Source organism: Microbacterium paludicola (assembly GCF_015235415.1).
Taxonomy (GTDB): domain Bacteria; phylum Actinomycetota; class Actinomycetes; order Actinomycetales; family Microbacteriaceae; genus Microbacterium; species Microbacterium paludicola.
In genome coordinates this window covers 1-20,757 of sequence record NZ_JADGLL010000045.1, presented here as the reverse complement: position 1 = coordinate 20,757, position 20,757 = coordinate 1, and the positions used below count along the sequence as shown (strand labels likewise).

General features: G+C 72.1%; 16 protein-coding genes and 1 pseudogene. 8 read left to right on the top strand and 9 right to left on the bottom strand.

From position 1 onward, the window contains the following. Positions 1-126: 126 nt before the first annotated feature. A pseudogene (locus tag IR155_RS13575) lies at positions 127-429 on the bottom strand (aldo/keto reductase); the annotation flags it as partial. A gap of 126 nt (positions 430-555) precedes the next feature. Here IR155_RS13575 and IR155_RS13570 point away from each other — a divergent pair. Further along, a complete protein-coding gene (locus IR155_RS13570; protein ID WP_228067222.1) occupies positions 556-1,479 on the top strand; it encodes a LysR family transcriptional regulator in 924 nt (307 codons plus the stop codon). After that, the gene (locus IR155_RS13565; protein WP_135115346.1) at positions 1,476-2,102 is read left to right on the top strand and encodes a 4'-phosphopantetheinyl transferase family protein; all 627 of its coding nucleotides are present in this window, start codon (positions 1,476-1,478) and stop codon (positions 2,100-2,102) included. Before IR155_RS13570 ends, IR155_RS13565 begins: the two co-directional genes overlap by 4 nt. Here the strand turns inward: IR155_RS13565 and IR155_RS13560 are convergent. The 6 genes from IR155_RS13560 to IR155_RS13535 form a co-directional block, all read right to left on the bottom strand. Next, on the bottom strand, positions 2,086-3,417 hold the full coding sequence (locus IR155_RS13560) for a M1 family metallopeptidase (protein ID WP_135115345.1): 1,332 nt from the start codon (positions 3,415-3,417) through the stop codon (positions 2,086-2,088). The two genes, IR155_RS13565 and IR155_RS13560, sit on opposite strands and share 17 nt — an antisense overlap. Continuing rightward, positions 3,414-7,412: a Pls/PosA family non-ribosomal peptide synthetase gene (locus tag IR155_RS13555; RefSeq protein ID WP_194210342.1), complete on the bottom strand. Its 3,999-nt coding sequence runs from the start codon at positions 7,410-7,412 to the stop codon at positions 3,414-3,416. Before IR155_RS13555 ends, IR155_RS13560 begins: the two co-directional genes overlap by 4 nt. A 7-nt stretch (positions 7,413-7,419) precedes the next feature. Beyond that, entirely contained in the window at positions 7,420-8,142 is a 723-nt protein-coding gene (locus tag IR155_RS13550) for a hypothetical protein (RefSeq protein WP_135115344.1), read from the bottom strand. A 122-nt stretch (positions 8,143-8,264) separates the two neighbouring features. Further along, on the bottom strand, positions 8,265-8,762 hold the full coding sequence (locus tag IR155_RS13545) for an HNH endonuclease (RefSeq protein WP_135115343.1): 498 nt from the start codon (positions 8,760-8,762) through the stop codon (positions 8,265-8,267). 393 nt (positions 8,763-9,155) lie between these two features. After that, a complete protein-coding gene (locus IR155_RS13540) occupies positions 9,156-9,944 on the bottom strand; it encodes a M23 family metallopeptidase (protein ID WP_135115342.1) in 789 nt (262 codons plus the stop codon). A gap of 362 nt (positions 9,945-10,306) precedes the next feature. Beyond that, complete coding sequence (locus IR155_RS13535) at positions 10,307-11,014, bottom strand: metal-dependent transcriptional regulator (RefSeq protein WP_135115341.1); 708 nt, start codon at positions 11,012-11,014, stop codon at positions 10,307-10,309. Between the two features lie 122 nt (positions 11,015-11,136). On the opposite strand from IR155_RS13535, the gene serC reads away from it, so the two are divergent. Beyond that, positions 11,137-12,246, top strand: a complete 1,110-nt coding sequence (gene serC, locus IR155_RS13530; protein WP_135115340.1) for a phosphoserine transaminase — start codon at positions 11,137-11,139, stop codon at positions 12,244-12,246. Between the two features lie 278 nt (positions 12,247-12,524). Beyond that, on the top strand, positions 12,525-14,060 hold the full coding sequence (locus tag IR155_RS13525; protein WP_135115339.1) for an MFS transporter: 1,536 nt from the start codon (positions 12,525-12,527) through the stop codon (positions 14,058-14,060). A gap of 67 nt (positions 14,061-14,127) precedes the next feature. Here the strand turns inward: IR155_RS13525 and IR155_RS13520 are convergent, their stop codons facing one another. Next, complete coding sequence (locus IR155_RS13520) at positions 14,128-14,808, bottom strand: DUF3027 domain-containing protein (protein WP_135115338.1); 681 nt, start codon at positions 14,806-14,808, stop codon at positions 14,128-14,130. After that, positions 14,801-15,184: a cold-shock protein gene (locus tag IR155_RS13515; RefSeq protein ID WP_135115337.1), complete on the bottom strand. Its 384-nt coding sequence runs from the start codon at positions 15,182-15,184 to the stop codon at positions 14,801-14,803. Before IR155_RS13515 ends, IR155_RS13520 begins: the two co-directional genes overlap by 8 nt. A gap of 99 nt (positions 15,185-15,283) precedes the next feature. Here IR155_RS13515 and IR155_RS13510 point away from each other — a divergent pair, with 99 nt between their 5' ends. The 4 genes from IR155_RS13510 to IR155_RS16290 all read left to right on the top strand — a co-directional run bounded on the left by IR155_RS13510 (position 15,284) and on the right by IR155_RS16290 (position 20,573). Next, a complete protein-coding gene (locus tag IR155_RS13510) occupies positions 15,284-15,553 on the top strand; it encodes a multidrug ABC transporter ATPase (RefSeq protein WP_135115336.1) in 270 nt (89 codons plus the stop codon). 31 nt (positions 15,554-15,584) lie between these two features. Then, positions 15,585-17,315, top strand: a complete 1,731-nt coding sequence (locus IR155_RS16295; RefSeq protein ID WP_233441212.1) for a helicase-associated domain-containing protein — start codon at positions 15,585-15,587, stop codon at positions 17,313-17,315. 91 nt (positions 17,316-17,406) lie between these two features. After that, a complete protein-coding gene (locus IR155_RS13500) occupies positions 17,407-19,050 on the top strand; it encodes a DNA repair helicase XPB (protein WP_135115335.1) in 1,644 nt (547 codons plus the stop codon). Between the two features lie 113 nt (positions 19,051-19,163). Beyond that, positions 19,164-20,573 carry a L,D-transpeptidase gene (locus IR155_RS16290; RefSeq protein WP_135115334.1) on the top strand — a complete coding sequence of 470 codons (1,410 nt, stop codon included), beginning with the start codon at positions 19,164-19,166 and terminating at the stop codon, positions 20,571-20,573. Positions 20,574-20,757: the final 184 nt, after the last annotated feature.

The window sequence follows — 20,757 nt, the reverse complement described above, 5'->3', positions numbered from 1 at the left end:
TAGGGTGAAGCACGTCGAGGTCCTCGGTCGGAATCAGAGAGTTAGCGCTTCTGATCCTCGGGGACCTCGACCCCTACCGCCGAATCACCGCCCGGCCACCCTCACCCCACCGGATGTCCGAAGAGCCCCGTTGCGCGTCCAGGTGCCGTCGCCGGGACGGAGGTGACCGCCCTTCGTCGCCACGAGGACGTCGGCGGAGCCGGCACCGTACTCGCGCAGGGCGCGCGCGATGAGCTCCTCGTTGTGGCCAACCTCGTTCGCGTCGCGGTGGTAGGCGTCCGCGGTGTCGATCAGCGTGACGCCGGCGTCGAGCGCCGCGTGGATCGTCGCGATCGACCGCTCCTCGTCGGGACGGCCCTCGATCGACATGGGCATGCCGCCGAGGCCGATCGCCGAGACGGAACGACCTCCGATTGTGCGCTGCTGCATGTGCTCTCTTTCTCCAGAGACGTGACGTCGATGGCGGCGCCGAACGGGCCGCTGCTTCAGCCTAGGAACGGCTAATCTAGAAGTCCAACAGTTTGCAGTTCTGGGATTGAGATGCGGAGGGAATGGATGGATCTGCGCCAGATGGAGTATCTGCTCGCGGTGGCCGAGGAGCGGCACTTCACGCGCGCCGCCGAGCTGGCGGGCATCTCGCAGTCGGGTCTGTCCTCCGCGATCCGCAGTCTCGAGGAGGAGCTCGGCACCGCCCTGTTCGACCGCACCACCCGCAGAGTCGAGCTGACCGAGGCCGGGCTCGCCCTCCTTCCCTACGCCCGGCAGATGCTCGCCCAGGCCGGCGCCGCGCGCGACGCGGTCGTGATGGCAAGCCGCGAGGTGACCGGCTCGCTGCGCATCGGCGCCGAGCAGTGCCTCGGTTTCGTCGACGTCGCGGCGCTGCTCGAGCGGTTCCATCGCCGCCACCCCCGGGTGGAGACGCACTTCACACAGGCCGGATCGCAGGATCTGGTCGCGATGACGCGCGCCGGCGACATCGACGTGGCGTTCGTGGCGACCGCGAAGCACCTCGGCGCGCTCCCCCACCGCACCCTCGGCCAGGAGTCGCTCGTCCTGCTCGCGGCCCCGGATCATCCGCTCGCCGCCCGCGGATCGGCGCGGCAGGAGATCGCGTGGCGCCAGCTGGAGGGCGAGGACTTCATCGACTTCACCGCGTCGTGGGGCGTCCGCGAGCTGAACGAGGACACGCTCGCCGCGCACGGCGTCCATCGCCGCGTGCGCTGCACGGTCAACGACGTCCACACGCTCCTCGACCTCGTCTCCCGCGGCCTCGGCGTCGCGATCGTCCCCCGGCACGTCGCGGCGAAGCCGCAGGCCGCGGGCCTTCGCGTCCTGAACCTGCCCGAGGCGACCGGCTCCGCCTGGATCGTGTCGGTCGTCTCGGCCTCCCGCGATCGGGTCGAGGCCCCCTCGGCGCACCTGCTGGAGCTGCTGGCGGACGCGGGCGCACCCGCCGAATCGCGGGCCCTCGCGGGATGAGCGCGACCCCGCCGCTTCGGGTCGGTCCGGTGCTCGTGACCTGGGACCGGGTCGCCGAGGTCGCGCCGGAAGGCCCGAGCCGGGATGGATCGCCCCGCGCGGCGCGGAGCTGCGGGTTCCGCGAGGAGCGCCGCGCGCGCGGCGACGCACTGCTCGCCGGACTCATCGCCGAGCTCGCGCCCGGCGCCGACGCATCCATCGCGCGGCGCTGCCGCCACTGCGGCGCGGAGGACCACGGCGCACCGCACGCCGTCGCGGCTCCCGTCGTCGTGAGCGTGAGCTACGCCGGGCGGATCGTGGTCGCCGCTGCGGCCCTGACGCGCGACGCGTCGGCCGTGGGTGTCGACGTCGAGCGCGGCACGGGCCCCCTGCCCGGCCTCGCTCCGCTGTTCGCGCCGCAGCCGCCGCCGGATCGCGCCGGCTGGACGAGGATCGAGGCCGCGCTGAAGGCCGACGGCCGCGGCACGCGCGTCCCCCCGGGCGACGTGCGCTTCACAGAGGCCGGCGGATCGCTCGTCGCCCTGGTCCCCGGCGGGGACACGGCAATCGAGGTGGTGACGCTCGAGACCGCGCCGCCGGGGTGCGTCCTGAGCCTCGCGATCCTGCCTACAGCGACGCGCTGACGGTGGCGGGGCGGACGGCCGGCCCCGGCGGCAGCGCGGGGAGGGCGACGTCGTCGAGCCACGGGCCGAGGAGGGATGCGGCGAGGCCGCCGGCGAGCTCCTCCACGAGCCGGACGAAGTCGGCCGTCTTGGCCGTGCCGCCGCGGTGTCGCTCGGTCCAGGCCCGCAGCACGCCGAAGAACGGCTCGTCGCCGATCGTCAGCCGCAGCGCGTGGAGCGCGAGGGCGCCGCGCTTGTAGACGCGGTCGTCGAACATGAGGTCGGCTCCCGGGTCGGAGAGCACCACGTCCTGCGGCAGCTCGGCGAGCCGGCCGTGGTAGCCGAGCGCGAGCGCGTGCGCGGACGGACCGCCCGAGCGCTCCTCCCAGATCCACTCGGCGTAGCAGGCGAAACCCTCGTTGAGCCAGATGTCGCGCCACCGCGCGAGGCCGACGCTGTTGCCGAACCACTGGTGCGCCAGCTCGTGCGCGATCAGCCGCTCGAGGCCGCCCTCGCCATCGATGTGGTTCGCGCCGAACACCGCCATCCCCTGCGCCTCGAGCGGGATCTCGAGGTCGTCCTCCGTCACCACGACGGTGTATCCCGGCAGCGGGTACGGGCCGAAGGCCTCTTCGAACACGGTCATCATCCGGCCGAGGTCGGCGAAATCGGCCTCGACGCGCGACTCGATCGCCCGCGGGTACAGGATGGCGCCCCGCACCCCGCCGAGTTCCACGTCCCGGCGCGTGTAGCGCCCGATGTACAGCGCGACGAGATACGTCGGCGTGGGGACGTCGAGGTCGAACGTCCACACCCGCCTCCCGCGCTCGAGGGCAGGCGTGACGGGCTGGCCCGCCACCACCGTGTACGCCGCGTCGGTGGTCACGCGGATCCGGTACGTCGCCTTGTCGCGAGGAAGGTCGTTGCACGGGAACCAGGTGGGCGCGCCTGTGGGCTGCGAGGCGACGAGCACGCCGTCGTTCAGCTCCTCCCAGCCGAGGGTGCCCCAGCGGGTGCCGCGGGCGCGCGGCGCGCCGCCGTACGCGATCGTGAGGGTGAACGACTCCCCCGCCTCGAGGGGCGCACCGAAGGCGAGCTTGAGCTTGCGGTCGGTCTGGCGGTGCTTCACGTCCGAGCGGCCGGCGGCCTTGACACGCGTCGCGCGGAGGCCGACGAGGTCGAGCGAGATCGACTTCGTGCGCTCGCGCACTCTGCCGGTGACGGTGGCCACCGCGTCGAGCCGGTTGGTGGCGACACGGTAGTCGAGCTGCAGCTCGTAGCGGGCGATCCTGACGTTCGGGTCACCGCTCAGCGGCGTGTACGCGTCGGGCTTCACGCGTGCACCCCGACCGCGGCCTCGGGCTGGCGCTCGACGGCCTGGTAGGCGCGCACCTTCACCGCCCGCCACGGCCCGATGGGGTTCCCGCTCCACCGACTGCCGTCCGGCACGCCCTCGCCGCGCATCACGAGCGACGCGGGGCCGACCGTCGCCGAGGCGCCGATCGTCGCGGCGGGGAGGATGACGCTGTGCGGCCCGAGCGTCGCACCGGGCTCGAAGGTGACCGTGTCGATGCTCATCACTCGATCATGGAACAGATGCGTCTGGACCACACATCCGCGGTTCACCGTCGCGCCGTCGCCGAGGGTGACGAGGTCGGGCTCGGGAAGCCAGTAGCTGTCGGTCCACACGCCGCGACCGATCTTCGCGCCGAGCGAGCGCAGCCACACGGCGAGCGCCGGCGTGCCCGCCGCCGCGTTCGCGAACCAGGGCGCGGCGAGCATCTCGGTGAAGGTGTCCGACACCTCGGTGCGCCACACGAAGCTCGACCACAGCGGATGCTCCCCGGGGCGGATGGGCCCCACGATCGCCCACTTCGCGATCGTCGTGATGCTCGCGGCGAGGAAGCCCGCGACCAGCAGGACGACGCCCGAGAGCAGGAGGCTCCACACGGGCCCGATCGTCTCGATCAGCCACGCGAGGGTGAGCATGACCCCCACCCCCAGCGCGCAGGTGAGGAACACGGGGACGACGCGGCACAGCTCCCAGAGCGCGCGGGCGACGCGCAGAGACGCGCGGGGCCGGTACGTGCGCTCGAGGTCGGCATCGTTGACGATGCGGCGCAGGCGCACCGCGGGCGATCCGAGCCAGGACGAGCCGGCCTTCGCCTTCTCCGGCGCGACCGAGAGCACGGCGACGAGGGCGTTCTTCGGCACGCGGTGGCCGGCGCCCGCGAGCCCCGAGTTGCCGAGGAACGCGCGCTTGCCGATCCTTGCCGCCCCGAGCCGCATCCAGCCGCCCCGCAGCTCGTAGGTGCCGACCATCGTGTCGTCGGCGAGGAACGCGCCGTCGTCGATCACCGTCATCGACGGGATGAGCAGCACCGTGGACGCCTCGACGTCGCGACCGACCTTCGCGCCGAGCAGGCGCAGCCAGATCGGCGTGAACAGGCTCGAATAGATCGGGAACAGGATGGTGCGCGCCGAGTCGAGCAGGCGCTCGGTCGTCCACGCCTGCCACGCCACGCGGCCTCGCACGGGGTGCACGCCCTCGACGAGACCGATGGCGAGCAGGCGGACGAGCCCGGCGACGGCTCCCGCGAAGAGCACGCCGGTGACGAGCACCGCCGGCACGAGCAGCGCGAGCACGCCGGGGACCGCGTCGATGAGCGAGTCGGCCCCGCGGATGCCCTGGGCGAGCACGAGGCCGCCGACGGCGAAGGCGGCGAGCGGCAGCAGCCCGAGCATCGCCGACGAGGCGGCGTACGCCCACAACCAGCGACGCGGCGCCGGCGGCCGGGTCGGGGCGAGCGGAGCCGAGCGCCCGCCGACGCGGGCGGCGGGTGAGCCCGCCCAGCGCTGGCCGGCCTTCACCCGGCCGAACACCGCCGATCCGGGGGCGATCTCCGCGTCGCGCCCGATGCGGGCACCGGGGGCGAGCGTGCTGCGCGAGCCGATCACGGCGCCCCCGCCGATCCGGATCCCGCCGATCCGGACGGTGTCGCCGTCGATCCAGTAGCCGCTGAGGTCGACCTCGGGCTCGATCGCGGCGCCCGCACCCACCTGCAGCATGCCGGTGACCGGCGGCAGCGTGTGAAGGTCGACGCCCTCGCCGATGCGCGCACCGAGGGCGCGGGCGTAGTACGTGACCCAGGGCGCTCCCGCGAGGCCCACGGGGTCGATCTGGTGCGAGATCTGCTCGGCGAGCCACAGCCGCAGGTGAACCCCGCCGCCGCGCGGATAGTCGCCGGGCTTCAGGCCGGCGAGCAGCACGCGCGCGGCGACAGCCGCGATCGCCATCCGCCCGAACGGCGTCGCGAACAGCAGGATGCCGAGCAGGATGACCCCGAGCGGCGCGTCGGGAAGCACCTCGAACCCCGGCGCGAGCTGCAGGATCCAGGACGCGGCCATCAGCCAGACGATCCAGCGCGCGCCCGCCAGGGCGAGCAGCGGCGCCCCGAGGAGCGTCTGCACCCACTGCATGCTCCGCGGTGTCGGGCGCGCCGTGCGGAACTCGCCGCTCGGCGCGTCGTCGCTCGACTCGACCTCGACCGCGGCCGCCATCTGGCCGAGACGGGGAAGGTCGTATACGTCGCCCATCGTGAACTCGGGCGCCCGCGTGCGGATCCGCGAGACGAGCTGTGCGGCGGCCAGCGAACCGCCGCCGAGCTGGAAGAAGTCGGCCTTCTCGTCGGCCGGGCGCGTGCCGAGCACCGCGACCCACTGCTCGGCCAGCCACGCCGCCGTGCCGGACAGCGACGAGTCCCCCCCGTCACCGGTCTCGAGCGGCCACGGCAGCGCCGCCTTGTCGACCTTGCCCGAGGTCCGGACGGGAAGCTCGTCCATCACCGCGAGGATCGGGATGAGCGGCGCCGGCAGGGTCTCGGAGAGCTCGGCGCGCGCGACCTGACGGTCGAAGCCCTCGGTGGGGACCACATAGCCGACGAGGAGGGACACGCCGCCCTCCGAGCGCTGCACGACGACGGTCGCCGCCGAGACGGCCGTGAGCGCCTGCAGCGCGGCCTCGACCTCGCCGAGCTCGATGCGGCGGCCGCCGATCTTCACCTGGTCGTCGGCGCGCCCCTGGAAGACGAGGCCCTCGGGATCCGCCCGCACCAGGTCACCCGACCGGTATGCGCGCTCCCAGCCGAGCGTCGGCATCGGGGCGTACTTCTCGGCGTCCTTCGCCGGATCCAGGTAGCGCGCGAGGCCGACGCCGCCGATGATCAGCTCGCCCACCTCGCCCTCCGCGACGGGGTTTCCGTCCGCATCGACGACCTCGAGGGCCCAGCCGTCAAGGGGCAGGCCGATGCGCACGGGCTCTCCCGCGGCGAGCGCCGCGGCATCCATCCGCGCGCCGCAGGCGACGACCGTCGCCTCGGTCGGCCCATACGTGTTCCACACCTCGCGCTCGTCGCTCACGAGTCGGGCGGCGAGCTCGGGCGGCAGCGCCTCGCCGCCGAAGATCAGCAGGCGCAGGTTCTCGATCGCGTCCTGCGGCCAGAGGGCGGCGAGCGTCGGCACCGTCGACACGGCGGTGATGCCGTGCCCGACGAGCCACGGCCCGAGGTCCTCTCCCGAGCGCACGAGGGCGCGCGGCGCCGGCACGAGACAGGCGCCGTGGCCCCACGCGAGCCACATCTCCTCGCACGAGGCGTCGAACGCGACCGACAGCCCGGCCAGCACGCGATCGCCGGGGCCGAGCGGCGCATCCTGCAGGAACATCCGCGCCTCGGCGTCGACGAACGCCGCCGCCGACCGGTGCGAGACCGCCACGCCCTTCGGGACTCCCGTCGAGCCCGACGTGAAGATGATCCACGCGTCGTCGTCGAGCGCGGGCGGCTCGACGACGGAGACCGCGTGCGTGGCCGGATGGGGGTCCTCCCCGTCGAACAGCTCCTCGTCCGACGCTGCGGGATCGCCCGCGGCCGCGAACGTCCCGCCCGCGCCGATCACGCCGCGCACCCGCGCCTCGCCGAAGACCAGGTCGGCACGCTCCTGCGGGTCGTCCGCGTCGACCGGCACGTAGGCGGCGCCCGCTGCCATCACGCCGAGGATCGCGACGTAGAGCTCGCGGTCGCCCGACGGCATCCGGATTCCGACGCGGTCGCCCCGGCGCACGCCGCTGTCGTGCAGGCGGGCCGCCGTTCGCCAGATGAGGGCGAGCATCTCGCGATAGCTGAGGGCGCCCCTCTCGTCCTCGATCGCGGAGGCCTCGGGATGACGTCGCGCGGTCTCGCGCAGGATGTCGATGAGCGTCCGCGCGGGAGGTGCGGCGTGGGTGCGGTCGAACGCGCCCGGGGTCACGGGCGTCGGGTCGCCTCCGGTCGTCACGGGCGGGTCAGGAGAACAGCTCGACGAGCTGCGCCTTCGTCAGGCGGGAGTACCCCGTGCGCTGCTCTGCGCGCGCCTTCGCACGCAGCTCGGCGACGGACATCGACGACAGGCTCGAGGCGTCGAACGGTGCGACGGCCGCCTTGGGCGCACGGCGGCGCGGTGCGGGCTCCTCCGCGACGGCGGGAGCGGGGCGCTCGATCTCGCCGGGCTCGACGTCGGCAGGCGCGGCCGTCTCGGCCTCCCGCGGCTCGACCGGCTCGACCGGCTCGACCTGCGCGGCGGTCTGGAGCTCGCCTGCTGCCTCGGTCTCATCCGGCGCCTCGGTCTCGTCCGGGGCCTCGATCTCGTCCGGCGCCTCGATGACGCTCGGGGCCTCGGGCGCATCCGGCGCCTCGCGCTCGGCCGCGCGCTTGCGGGCCTTCTTCACGAGCTTCTCGGCGGCCTTCTTCTCCGCGGCGCGCTGCGCGAGCTTCGACTCGATCTTCTCGGTCGCCTTGTCGATCGCGGCGACGGCGGCCGAGGCTTCCTTGACGACCTTGCGGGGCTTCTTCGCGATCTTCTTCTTCGAGACGTCCGCCGCGTCGGCGGCCTCCTCGGCCAGCGAGCGCAGCTTCTTCGCGTCCTTCTTCGGCAGCGACTTGCTGAGCTTCTTCGCGTCCTTCGCAGCATCGGCCGCGGCCTCGATCGCCGCCTCCGCCGCCTTCTCGGTCTTGGTCTTCTTCGCCACGATCAGCCTCCTGTGTCAGAGTCGTCGGCCGCGCCTCGTCGGCGCACCGGAGACTCTACTCAGTCAATGCGAACGGTTCGCGAACAGCGGGCGTGCGGATCGGATCCGCGGAGGTCGCTGCGTCAGGCGGCGAGCGCCAGGTACGGCTCCCAGCGGGGATCGCTGCGCTCGACGCCGCGCACGGTCCACGCGGTGCCGTGCGGCGGGCGCGGCGTCATCCGCAATTCCCAGCCCATCTCCTGCGGCGTGCGGTCGCTCTTGATGTTGTTGCAGCGCAGGCAGCAGGCGGCGAGGTTCTCCCACGAGTCGGCGCCGCCACGCGAACGCGGCAGGATGTGGTCGATCGTGGACGCCGCCTTGCCGCAGTACACGCAGCGGTAGGCGTCGCGACGCAGCACGCCCCGCCGCGTGACCGGGATGCGCCGCGAGGTCGGCACGCGCACGTAGCGCGTCAGCACGATCACGGCGGGTCGGTCGTAGGAGGCGTTCGTGCCCCAGATCGGTTCTTCCTCGTCGCGCTCGATCACCGTCGCCTTCTCGCTCATCACGAGCACCAGGGCTCGTTTGAAGGAGATCACGGCGAGCGGCTCATAGCCCGCGTTCAACACCAGCGTGCGCATCCGACATCCTCTCGATCGCTCCCGGACGGCTTCCGGGAGTCCCGAACTGCGGTCGTGTCGACGGATGAAGGTGTGCAGAGACGAGAAAAGGCGCCGTCTAGACAGACGGCGCCTCCATGGCCACGGTGGTACCGCGGCTCGCGTGCACACGATGCCGAAGGACGTAACGCCCGAGCGCATCCATGGTGCGGATGCGAGGTATTCGTTCCATCGGCTTCTCCCTTCGTCCCTCTGGACGACGGGATCAGGCTAGCCCACGCCCGCGCCGCAGGCACCGAACGGAAGGTGAATTCCCGGGCGTGTCACGGACACGGGGCTGCCGATGCGCCCGGACGCGACGAGACCCGCGCCGGGTGGCGCGGGTCTCGTCGGCGGTGCGGGTGCCGTCGCGGCTCAGATGGGGAGGACACCCATCGGATCGACGAGGCCGCCGTTGATGCGCACCTCGATGTGGAGGTGGTTCGCGGTCGAGCGGCCGGTGCTGCCGACGTAGCCGATGATCTGGCCGGCGGAGACGGTCTGGCCGGGGCCGACGGCGATCGAGCTCATGTGCGCGTTGCGGACCTCGACGGACGAGCCGTTCACGTTGCCCACGAAGGTCACGAGGTTGCCATAGGCGCCCGAGTAACCGGCGGTCACGACCGTGCCGGAGGTGACCGCGTAGATCGGGGTGCCCGCGCCGATGACCATGTCGGTGCCCTGGTGGGCGCCGCCGACGGAGCGGGTGATCGTGTAGCCACCCGGCAGCGGGGCGCCGAAGCCGCCGCTCACGGCGGGCGGGGCGGCGACACTGGCGACCGACGGGGCCGCCGACGTCGTCGTGTACGTCTGGGCGGCGGCTGCCTGTGCAGCGGCTGCTGCCTGCTGCTTGGCGCGCTCGGCGGCCTCGGCCTCGGCCTTCGCCGCGGCGACCTCTTCCGGGGTCGTCGCGGAGTAGTCCGAGCCCGCGACGCCGGCGGTCTTCACCTCGGAGGCGACGACGAGCGACTGCGCGGATCCGGCGGCGACGTCGTGCACCGAGACGGGCTGTGCCTCGGACTGGATGGCGGCGTAGGCCGGGAAGGCGACACCGGCGATCAGGGCGCCCACCGCGGCGACCGTGCCGATGGCGCGGACGGGACGGATCTTCGGGGCGACCGCGCGGCGGGCGTCGCGCTCGGCGCGGCGGATGGCGGCGCGCATGTTGACGGGACGGGCGGGGGTCGTCGACCGGGTGGGGACGAGACTCGCTGACTCAGCCGTGTCGGGAGAGACGGCAGATGGAACGTTTTCGGACAATGCTGATCCTCCATCACCTTGCGGTTCGGGTCCGCCGGCTCGTCAGCACTGGTTTGTCGGGGCACGCAGTGTGCGATCCGTGGAAACGACGAGCCGTTGAGGCGATTTCCCACGGAGCAACCCGGGGAACGGGTCACCCCGGGTATCCCCCGACACTACGGGAAGGTAACGGAATTGTCACGCTCCTATCGGGATAGGGACCTGTCAATCCCCTGGCATCCCGGCCCGTTCCGTGCGCTACTGCCCGATCAGTGGGACCGACGGCCTCAGACGGCGACGCGGTCGTCGACGAGGAAGATGTGCGAGGCGAGCTCGACGGGCAGCTCGAGCGCGTCCTCGTTGCCGTCCATCTGGACCAGCACGTAGCCCTCGCTGTAGCGGTAGCCGCCCTCGGCTCCCGGGATCACGCCGGCGCCGCGCAGCTGCTGCAGGAGATCCGGATCGACCTGCGCGGGCTCCGCCAGGCGACGGACCGTGCCGCGGATGGGACCGCCCTCGGCGTCGAGACGCTTGACCAGGCCCACGACGCCCTCCTCGAACGTGTGCGCCGGCGCGCCGCCGAGCTGGTCGAGCCCGGGGATCGGGTTTCCGTACGGCGACTCGGTCGGGTGCCCCAGCAGCTCGACGAGACGGCGCTCCACCTGCTCGCTCATCACGTGCTCCCAGCGGCAGGCCTCCTCGTGGACGTACGCCCAGTCGAGGCCGATCACGTCGGACAGGAGGCGCTCGGCGAGGCGGTGCTTGCGCATCACGTCGACGGCCTTCTGGCGTCCGGCGTCGGTCAGCTCCAGCCGGCGGTCGATGCCGACGACGACGAGCCCGTCGCGCTCCATCCGGCCCACCGTCTGCGAGACCGTCGGGCCCGAGTGACCGAGCCGCTCCGAGATGCGCGCACGCAGCGGCACGATGTTCTCCTCCTCGAGCTCGAGGATCGTGCGGAGGTACATCTCGGTGGTGTCGATCAGGTCGGTCATGGCAGCCCTGTCAGAAGGAGGCGGGTCGCGCGGCGCAGTCGCCGCGGGTACTCAGGCAATCCTAACGACCGAGACGGACACACGGCCGAGGCGAGGGCTCTGCCCGCAATATGCTGGGGCGCATGACGCTGACGATCCCCGCCGATCTCCTGCCCGCCGACGGTCGCTTCGGGTGCGGCCCCTCGAAGGTGCGCGCCGAGCAGATCGAGGCGCTTGCCGCCGTGGGCTCCTCGCTGTTGGGGACGTCGCACCGTCAGGCACCCGTGAAGAACCTCGTCGCGAGCGTGCGCGAGCACCTCGGCGATCTCTTCCGCCTGCCCGACGGGTACGAGATCGTCCTCGGCAACGGCGGCTCGACCGCGTTCTGGGACGCCGCCGCCTTCGGCCTGATCGAGCGCCGCAGCCAGCACCTGACGTTCGGCGAGTTCGGCAGCAAGTTCGCCAAGGCGGCGAAGGCGCCCTGGCTCGAGGCGCCGGACGTCCGCGAGGCCGCGGCAGGCTCGCGCACCGCCGCGGAGGCCGTCGAGGGCGTCGACGTGTACGCGTGGCCGCACAACGAGACCTCCACGGGGGTCTCGGCACCGGTCGCCCGCGTGAACGGGGACGAGGGCGCGCTGACCGTCATCGACGCGACGAGCGCCGCCGGCGGCATCGACTTCGACGTGACCGAGGCGGACGTCTACTACTTCGCCCCGCAGAAGAACCTCGGATCGGACGGCGGCCTGTGGTTCGCCGCGATGTCGCCCGCCGCGATCGAGCGGGTCGAGCGGATCGCGGCGTCCGACCGGTACATCCCCGAGTTCCTCAGCCTGTCGCAGGCCGTCGCCAACTCGCGGCTGCAGCAGACGCTGAACACGCCGGCGCTCACGACGCTCCACCTTCTCGACAGCCAGCTGTCGTGGATCCTCGGCAACGGCGGCCTCGAGTGGGCCGCGGCCCGCACCGCCGAGTCCTCGGGCGCCCTGTATGAGTGGGCGGAGGCATCGGAGGTCGCGACGCCGTTCGTCGCCGACCCCGCGCACCGCTCCCCCGTCGTGGCGACGATCGACTTCGACGAGTCGATCGATGCCGCGGCGATCGCCAAGACGCTCCGCGCCAACGGGATCGTCGACACCGAGCCGTACCGCAAGCTCGGCCGCAACCAGCTGCGCGTCGCCACGTTCGTCTCCATCGATCCCGACGACGTCCGCCAGCTGATCCGCTCGATCGAGTACGTGCTCGCGAACAGCTGACACCCTCCCGTCGATAACGCCCTCGGCCTCGGCCGGGGGCGTTCGTCGTTGTGTGGCGATTCGGAACCTGCGTCCAGATCGGGTTGCTAACGCGCACGCGTATGGCGCGCGGCCCGGAGGCTGTCAAATCGATCCGGGCGCGGCCTCGGCCCGTCCGGATTCTCGGTATGGTCGGGGCTTTGGTGTCCGCCGCCCCCAGGCGGACGGGCACCCGTCGAAACGCACAGGATCATACGAAACGAGTGATGACAGTGGATCGCAGCAGTACAGAGCCGCCCATGGCGAATCGTGTGGAGGTCTCCCAGACCGCCCGCAAGCCCCGGCGGCAGTCCCGCAGGCTCCGGGTCGATGACGTGCTGGTGGTGAAGCGGTCGCGGATCCGCACCGCCATCTCCGGCACCGTCGTCGGCAACTTCATGGAGTGGTTCGACTTCGGCATCTACGGCTACCTCGCCGTCACGATGACGGCGGTGTTCACGGAGGGCCTCCCGAGGGAGGCGGGCCTCCTCGTGACGCTGTTCGGCTTCGCCGTCTCGTTCCTCGTCCGCCCCCTCGGCGGCGCCATCCTCGGCCCCATCGGCGACAGGATCGGCCGCCAGAAGGTGCTGTTCCTGACGATGGCGATGATGGCCGCGTCGACCGCGCTCATCGGCCTCCTGCCCACGGCCGCGCAGATCGGCCTGTGGGCGATCATCCCGCTGTACCTGCTGAAGATGGTGCAGGGGTTCTCGACCGGCGGCGAGTACGCCGGCGCCACGACCTACGTGGCGGAGTTCTCCCCCGACAGCCGCCGCGGTTACTGGTCGGCCTGGCTCGACGCGGGTTCGTACCTCGGCTTCGCCGCCGGTGCTTCGACGGTCGCCCTCACGACGCTCGCCGTCGAGTCGGTCTCGGGTGCGGGCGCCATGGTCGAGTACGGCTGGCGCATCCCGTTCCTCGTGGCGATCCCCCTCGGCATCGCCGCGATCTGGCTGCGCTCGCGCATCCCGGAGACGCCGGCCTACGAGGTCGCCGACTCGGCGGGCGAGACGACGCCCGACGCCGCAGACCCGCTCGCTCGTCACGGCATCCTCGGCATCTTCCGCCACTACTGGCGCCAGATCCTCATCGCCATGGCGATCGTCGCGGCCACCAACACGGCCGGCTATGCGCTCACCAGCTACATGCCCACCTACCTCGAGACCGAGGTCGGCGTGTCGAACCTGCTCGCGGCGATGGCCACGGTGCCGGTGCTCATCGTGCTGTCGGCGTGCCTGCCGCTCGTCGGGCGCCTCTCGGACCGCATCGGCCGCAAGCCGGTGTACCTGCTGGCGTCGGCCTCGACGCTGGTGCTCATCCTGCCGGCGTTCGCGCTGCTGCAGACGGGCGCGCTGTGGGCGATCTTCATCGCGCTGACGCTGTGCACCGTTCCCGTCGCGCTGTGGGTGGGCCCGTCGGCCGCTGCCCTGCCGGCGCTGTTCCCGACCGCCTCGCGCTTCGGGGCGATGGCGATCGCCTACAACCTGTCGGTGTCGCTCTTCGGCGGGACCACTCCGCTCTTCAGCGAGTGGCTCATCCAGCTGACCGGCAACACCTTCATGCCGGCGTTCTACATCATGTTCTTCGGCCTGGTGGCGGGAGTCGCGGTGCTGACGATGGACGAGTCGGCCCGGCGGCCCCTGCTCGGTTCGGTCCCGGCCGTGGAGACGCGCGACGAGGCCGCCGCGCTTGTCGCCGGACAGGATGAGAACCCGCTCATCGACACGCGCACGATGCCGCTCGAGATGGTGAAGTCCGACGACGCCGGCCCCGTGCGAGACCCCGCGGGCGTCTGACCGACGTCCCGCAACGCGAACAGCGCCCCGGTTCCCCGGGGCGCCGTTCGGCGTTCAGCACGACGGATCAGTCGTCGTCATCCTCGTCATCGTCATCGTCGTCGTCATCCGAGTCATCGCCATCGTCGTCGTCCGACTCGTCGTCATCGTCATCGTCCGAGTCATCGTCATCGTCGTCCGTGTCGAGGGCATCGATGTCGACGCCGTCGACGTCTCCGGCGTGCAGGATGGACGACTCGTCGTCCTCGAAGTCCTCGTCGTAGGCGTCCTCATCGTCGGCGTCGTCGACATCTCCGTGATCCACGGCGGCGACCGCGGCCGCGGCTGCGGCGGCCTGGGCGGCCTGGTACTCCTTCAGGCGCACGGCCCACGGCACCCACTCGGGCGCCAGGAGCGCCTGCTCGCCGGGCAGCAGCTCAACCTCGAGCACCGTCGGATCGGATCCCTCGACCACGGCGAGGGAGACCGTCCAGAACCAGCCCGGGTAACCGAGCAGCGTGTTCTCGAAGCGCAGCGACACGACCCCGTCGGGCTCGACGGAGTATCCGGCGGCCGTGCCGACCGTCGACGCAGGAGTGATCTCGTGAAGCGCGGCGAGCGCGAGGTCGTGCGCCTCCAGGAGGCGACGATCCGGCTCCGGCAGCTCGACCGCGTCGGGAGTCGCATCCTCCTCGCGCGTCGAGTCCTCGACGGGGGTCACGTCCGCGTCGGGAGTGACGTCGTCGGGCGTCTCGGGCGCGTCAGGCATCGAGCTCCTCCGCGACCTTGCGCAGCACTGCCGCGACCTTCCGCGCATGCGGGGCGGACGGGTAGTGACCGCGGCGCAGGTCGCCGCCGATGCCGTCGAGGAGCTTCACGAGGTCCTCGACGATGACCGCCATGTCATCCGCGGGCTTGCGCTTCGCCTTCACCAGGCTCGGCGGGGCCTCGAGCACGCGCACGGAGAGCGCCTGCAGCCCCTTGCGGCCGTCGGCGACGCCGAACTCGAGGCGCGCGCCCGGCTTGGGCGCCGGCGCCCCCGCGGGGAGGGCGCTGGCGTGCAGGAAGACGTCCTGGCCGTCATCCGCGCTGATGAAGCCGAAGCCCTTGTCCTCGTCGTAGAACCTGACCTTGCCGGTGGGCATGACAAACCTCTTCAACCCGTTGGAGAAAACGAAAAGCGAGACCGACCGATCCCGCCGTTCCAGACTATCGCGCCGGCGCGTACGACTAGTCTGGGGAGGATGAGCGCGAACTCCCCTGCCGATCCGCCGATCCGGCGCATCGACCGCATTCTTGCGTTCATGGCGCTCGGCATCGCCATCGCCTCGGTGCTCTGCTTCTTCGCGATCATGATCTCGACCGCGGCCGGCATGACGCGGGACGACTACTCCACCGGCATCTGGCCCATCGTCTCGGTGGTTCCGCTGGTCGGTCTGCCGATCGCGTTCCTGCTCATCCTGACCCTGCTCATCATGAGCATCGTGCGAAGGGGCAAGGCCGGGCGGTCCTGACCCCCGCAGCCCCGTGACCTCTCGAGCCGCCGTGAACAGCAACGACGTCGTGCCGGGTGAGCGGCCCGGGATCGCGGATGCACGCGCGCTCGCCGAGCGTCTCGCGCGGGCGGATGACGCCGAGCTCGCCGCGCTGCTCGGCCGCCGCCGCGTGCCGGCGAACGCGAACTGGCACGACTTCTTCGATGCCGCCGAGGCGCTGCTCGCGCCGGAGTCGGTGGCCCGCGCGGTCACGGAGCTGCCGCGCGACGCGCTCGCCGACCTCGCCGCGGGCACCGGTCCCGAGCGGCTGGGCCTGACCGACGCGGCAGGCGTCCCTTACGCACCGGTGCGCGCGGCGCTCGGCCCGGTCCTCCCCGAGCGCACTCCGCCGAGTGAGCCCACCCCCGCCGGCGACGAGGCGACGGCGCACGCCGCTGAGCGCGCCTTCACCGCGACCTCGGCCGTCGCCGACCTGCTGCTGATGACGCTCCGGACCCCCGTGACGCGCGTCGGCACGGGCGCCGTGGGAGCGGCCGATCGGCGGCGCATGGTGCAGGAGGAGATCGTCCGCGACGCCGACGACGCCGACGATCTCGTCGCGCTCGCCGAGGCAGCGGGGCTCGTCGCCGCCTCCGACCGGCACTGGCTCGCGACGCCCGCCGGCGCCGACTGGATCCGCGAGTCGAGCGGCGAGCGCTGGACCCGGCTCGTGATCGCCCTGCGCGAGGCCCTTCCCGCGGGAGTGCGCACGGCGGACGGCGGTTGGATCGATCCCGCCCTCTGGCTCGACGCCTACCCGCTCGACCCGTCCTGGCCCGCCCGCGCCGAGCGGTGGCGCCGGCTGATGCGCCTCACCGGCCTCGTCACCGAGGGCGATGCCGCGCTGTGGGACGCGGAGCCGGCGTGGGCGACCTCCCTGCGGCGCGGCGGCGAGCCCGATACCGGCGCGCTGGTCACGCTGCTGCCGCACGAGGTCGACAAGGTGTTCCTGCAGAACGACCTGACCGCGATCTCCCCCGGCCCGCTCGCCCCCGCCCTGGACGTGCGCCTGCAGAACATCGCCCTGCGCGAGTCGCACGCGCAGGCATCCTCCTATCGGTTCACCGAGCCCTCGATCGCGGGCGCGATGTCGGCCGGCGAGACGGCGGAGAGCATCCTCGAGTTCCTCTCCTCGCTGTCGCTGACGGGGGTGCCGCAGCCGCTGGAGTACCTCATCCACCGCATCGCCGAGCGCCACGGGCTCGTGCGGGTCTCGCAGGACACGCGCAACGGGCACACCATCGTGTCGAGCCGGGATGAGGGCGTGCTCGAGACGATCGCGGTCGACCAGGCGCTGCGCGCGCTGGGGCTTGTGCCCGTGGACGGCCGGACGCTGCGCACGCGCGCATCACGCGAGGCCGTGTACTGGGCCCTCGCCGACGCGAAGTACCCCGTCGTCGCGCTCGATGAGGAGGGCGGATCCGAGACCCTCGACCGTCACCGCCTCGCGTCCGAGCCGGCCGAGCCCGATGCGCCATCGCGCTACGCATCGCTCATCCAGGTGCTGCGCGCCGCGCACAACGGCGACGCGGATGCCGCCTGGCTCGAGCGCGAGCTGGAGACGGCCGTGCGCGCGAAGTCGGTGCTCGAGGTCGACGTCGCCCTTCCCGACGGGTCGACGCGCACGTTCACGCTCGAGGCGACGGGGCTCGGCGGCGGGCGGCTGCGCGGGCGGGATCGCGGCGCCGACGTGGAGCGCACCCTGCCGGTCAAGAGCATCACGAGCGTGCGACAGGCCTGACCGGCCGCACCACTCCGGTCGATGTCCCCCGAGCGAGCGGTCCCGTGCCGCCCGGATCCCACCCATCCGACCGAAGGTAGACTGGACGGCTATGGCTGATGGCCCCTTGATCGTCCAGAGCGACCGCACAGTGCTGCTGGAGGTCGCGCACTCCGACGCGGAGACGGCGCGGCACGAGCTCGCGATCTTCGCCGAGCTCGAGCGCGCCCCCGAGCACATCCACACCTACCGGATCACCCGGCTCGGTCTGTGGAACGCCCGCGCGGCGGGTCACACCGCCGACGACATGCTGCAGACGCTCGACCGGTGGTCGCGATTCCCCGTGCCGCCGTCGGTGTCCGTCGACATCCGCGAGACCGTGAATCGCTACGGCCGCCTGACGATCCGGCGCGGCGACGACGGCGAGCTGCTGCTGACGTCGACGGATCGCGCGGTGCTCGCGGAGGTCTCGCGCAACAAGCGCATCCAGCCGCTGCTGATTGCCCAGCCCGACCCCGACACGTACGTCATCGACGCGTGGGCGCGCGGCCACATCAAGCAGGAGCTGCTCAAGATCGGCTGGCCGGCCGAGGACCTCGCCGGCTACACGCCGGGAACGCCGCACCCGATCGACCTCGACGAGGACGGCTGGGCACTGCGCCCGTACCAGCGCGAGGCGGTCGAGAAGTTCCACGACGGCGGCTCGGGCGTCGTCGTGCTTCCGTGTGGTGCCGGCAAGACGCTCGTCGGCGCGGCCGCGATGGCGGAGACGAAGACGACGACGCTCATCCTCGTCACCAACACGGTGTCGGCGCGGCAGTGGCGCGACGAGCTGCTCAAGCGCACGTCGCTCACCCCCGAGGAGATCGGCGAGTACTCCGGCCAGACCAAGGAGGTCAAGCCGGTCACGATCGCGACGTACCAGATCCTCACCGCGCGCCGGAAGGGCGAGTACCCGCACCTCGCGCTGCTGAACGCGCTCGACTGGGGCCTCATCGTGTACGACGAGGTGCACCTGCTGCCGGCGCCCGTGTTCAAGCTCACCGCCGACCTGCAAGCGCGCCGCCGACTCGGCCTGACCGCCACGCTCGTGCGCGAGGACGGCCGCGAGGGCGACGTGTTCAGCCTCATCGGCCCCAAGCGGTTCGATGCCCCGTGGAAGGAGATCGAGGCCCAGGGCTTCATCTCCCCCGCCGCCTGCTACGAGGTGCGCGTGGACCTGCCGCCGAGCGAGCGGCTCGAGTACGCCGCCAGCGCCGACGAGGACCGGTACCGCCTGGCGGCGACGGCCCCCGCGAAGATCGACGTCGTGCGCAGCCTGATCGCCAAGCACCCGGGCGAGCAGATCCTCGTGATCGGCCAGTACCTCGAGCAGCTCGACGAGCTGTCGGAGGCCCTGGATGCGCCGAAGATCACCGGATCGACGCCGGTCGACGAGCGGGAGCGGCTCTTCCAGGCGTTCCGCGACGGAACGATCAACCTGCTTGTGGTGTCGAAGGTCGCGAACTTCTCGGTGGACCTTCCGGAGGCGTCGGTCGCCATCCAGGTCTCCGGATCGTTCGGCTCGCGGCAGGAGGAGGCCCAGCGCCTCGGCCGCCTGCTGCGCCCCAAGCAGACCGAGCACACCGCGAGCTTCTACACGCTGATCGCGCGCGACACTGTCGACCAGGACTTCGCGCAGAACCGCCAGCGCTTCCTCGCGGAGCAGGGCTACAGCTACACGATCCTGGATGCGGAGCGCCTCGAGGCAGCGTGATCGCGGGCCTTGCCCCGATCCCTCGCTTCGACACGGCAGGATGAGGCACGCCCGCCCGGGATCATCCGGAAAGCGGATGTGAAGGGAACCGCGGGTTCCGGACAATACGTGGTGTGAGCACCGTCACCGAAGCGATCGCCGCCCCCTCATCCGCCGAGCCCGAGCCGGCCCCGCGTCGCCGTCGCGGCCGCGTCGCCCTGTGGGTCGGCATCCCGCTCGCCCTCGCGGCCGCGGGCGCCGCATACGCGTCGGCCCTGTTCATCGCACCCGGGGTGACCGTCGCCGGCACGCCGGTGGGCTGGATGACCGCAGATGCGGCCGAGGATGCCATCCGCGCGCGGATCGCGGGCGCGGACGTCGTCGTCGGCGGCGCGACGATGTCGACGGCCGATCTCGGCGTCACGGTCGACGCGGAGGCGCTCGCGCGTCAGGCGCTCGAGACGCACCCGCTCTGGAACCTGAGCGGCTGGGATCCCGAGCCGATCGAGGCGGCCCTCGCGATCGATCCGGTCGCGGCGTCCGGCGTGCTGCGCGCGCAGGCACCGGAGCTGTTCGCCGATCCGGTGGACGCGCAGGTGGCGTTCGACGAGGCGGCGGGCCGCTTCGCCGCGACGCCCGCGGTGCCGGGGCGTGGGGTGGATCTCGCCGCGCTCGAGGCCGACCTTGCCGCATCCCTCACCGCCGGCGGGGCGCTCACCGCCAAGCCGCTCCAGACCGAGCGGGCCGCGGCGATCCGCACCGAGGCGGCCGAGGCGTTCGCGGCGGGGCTCAACGACCAGGCGGGCGACGCCGGCTTCCACGTCGACGGAGGCGGCTCGGTGCCGATCGACCTCGCGACGCTGGCATCGTGGATCGAGATCTCCGCCGATCCCGCGACCGGCGGCTTCGCGATCGCGGCGGACGTCGCGGCGATCGACGAGCTCGTGAAGACCCTGCCCGAGCGGCTGAACACGGCGCCGGTGCCCGGACAGGTGGTGACGAACTCGGCCGGCGCGGTGCTGCGGACGATCCAGGCCGGGCAGGACGGCTTCGGCATCGGATCGACCGACGGTCTCGCCGAGAAGGTCGCCGCCTCCGTGAACGGCGGCGACCTGCGCTTCGAGCTGCAGGGCACGGTCATCCCGCACGAGTCGCAGGCGCTGATGCGCACGATCGAGGTCGACAAGAGCGCGGGCACCACCCTGCTGTATGAGAACGGCGCGCTCATCGCGTCGTACCCGGTGGCCATCGGAACGGGCGGCGCCCATGAGACCCGCACCGGCCACTACACCGTGTACGTGCAGCGGGCGATGCAGGACATGGGCGACTGCAACGGCGGAGACTACGGCTACGGGTACTGCACCGAGAAGGTGCCGTGGGTCAGCTTCTTCAACGGCGACCAGGGTTTCCACGGCACGTACTGGCACGGCAACTTCGGTGCGGGCGCGCGGATGAGCCACGGCTGCGTCAACATGACGATCGCCGCGGCCGAGCACCTCTACCGCTTCGCCCAGGTCGGCACCGAGGTGTGGGTGCACGACTGACCCGCGGCCGGTTGATCGCATCCCACGCGGGGGGTTCCGCTTGGGGGGTTCCGCTGCGGCAGGGGTTCGTCGGCGAAGTTGGGGCCCGGTTCGCAGGCTCACCCCTACTTCGCCGCCGAACCCCTCGCCTCCGCTGACCCGCGGTCGGGCTCAAGCCCCTCGAACCACCGGTTGGGTTGTACCC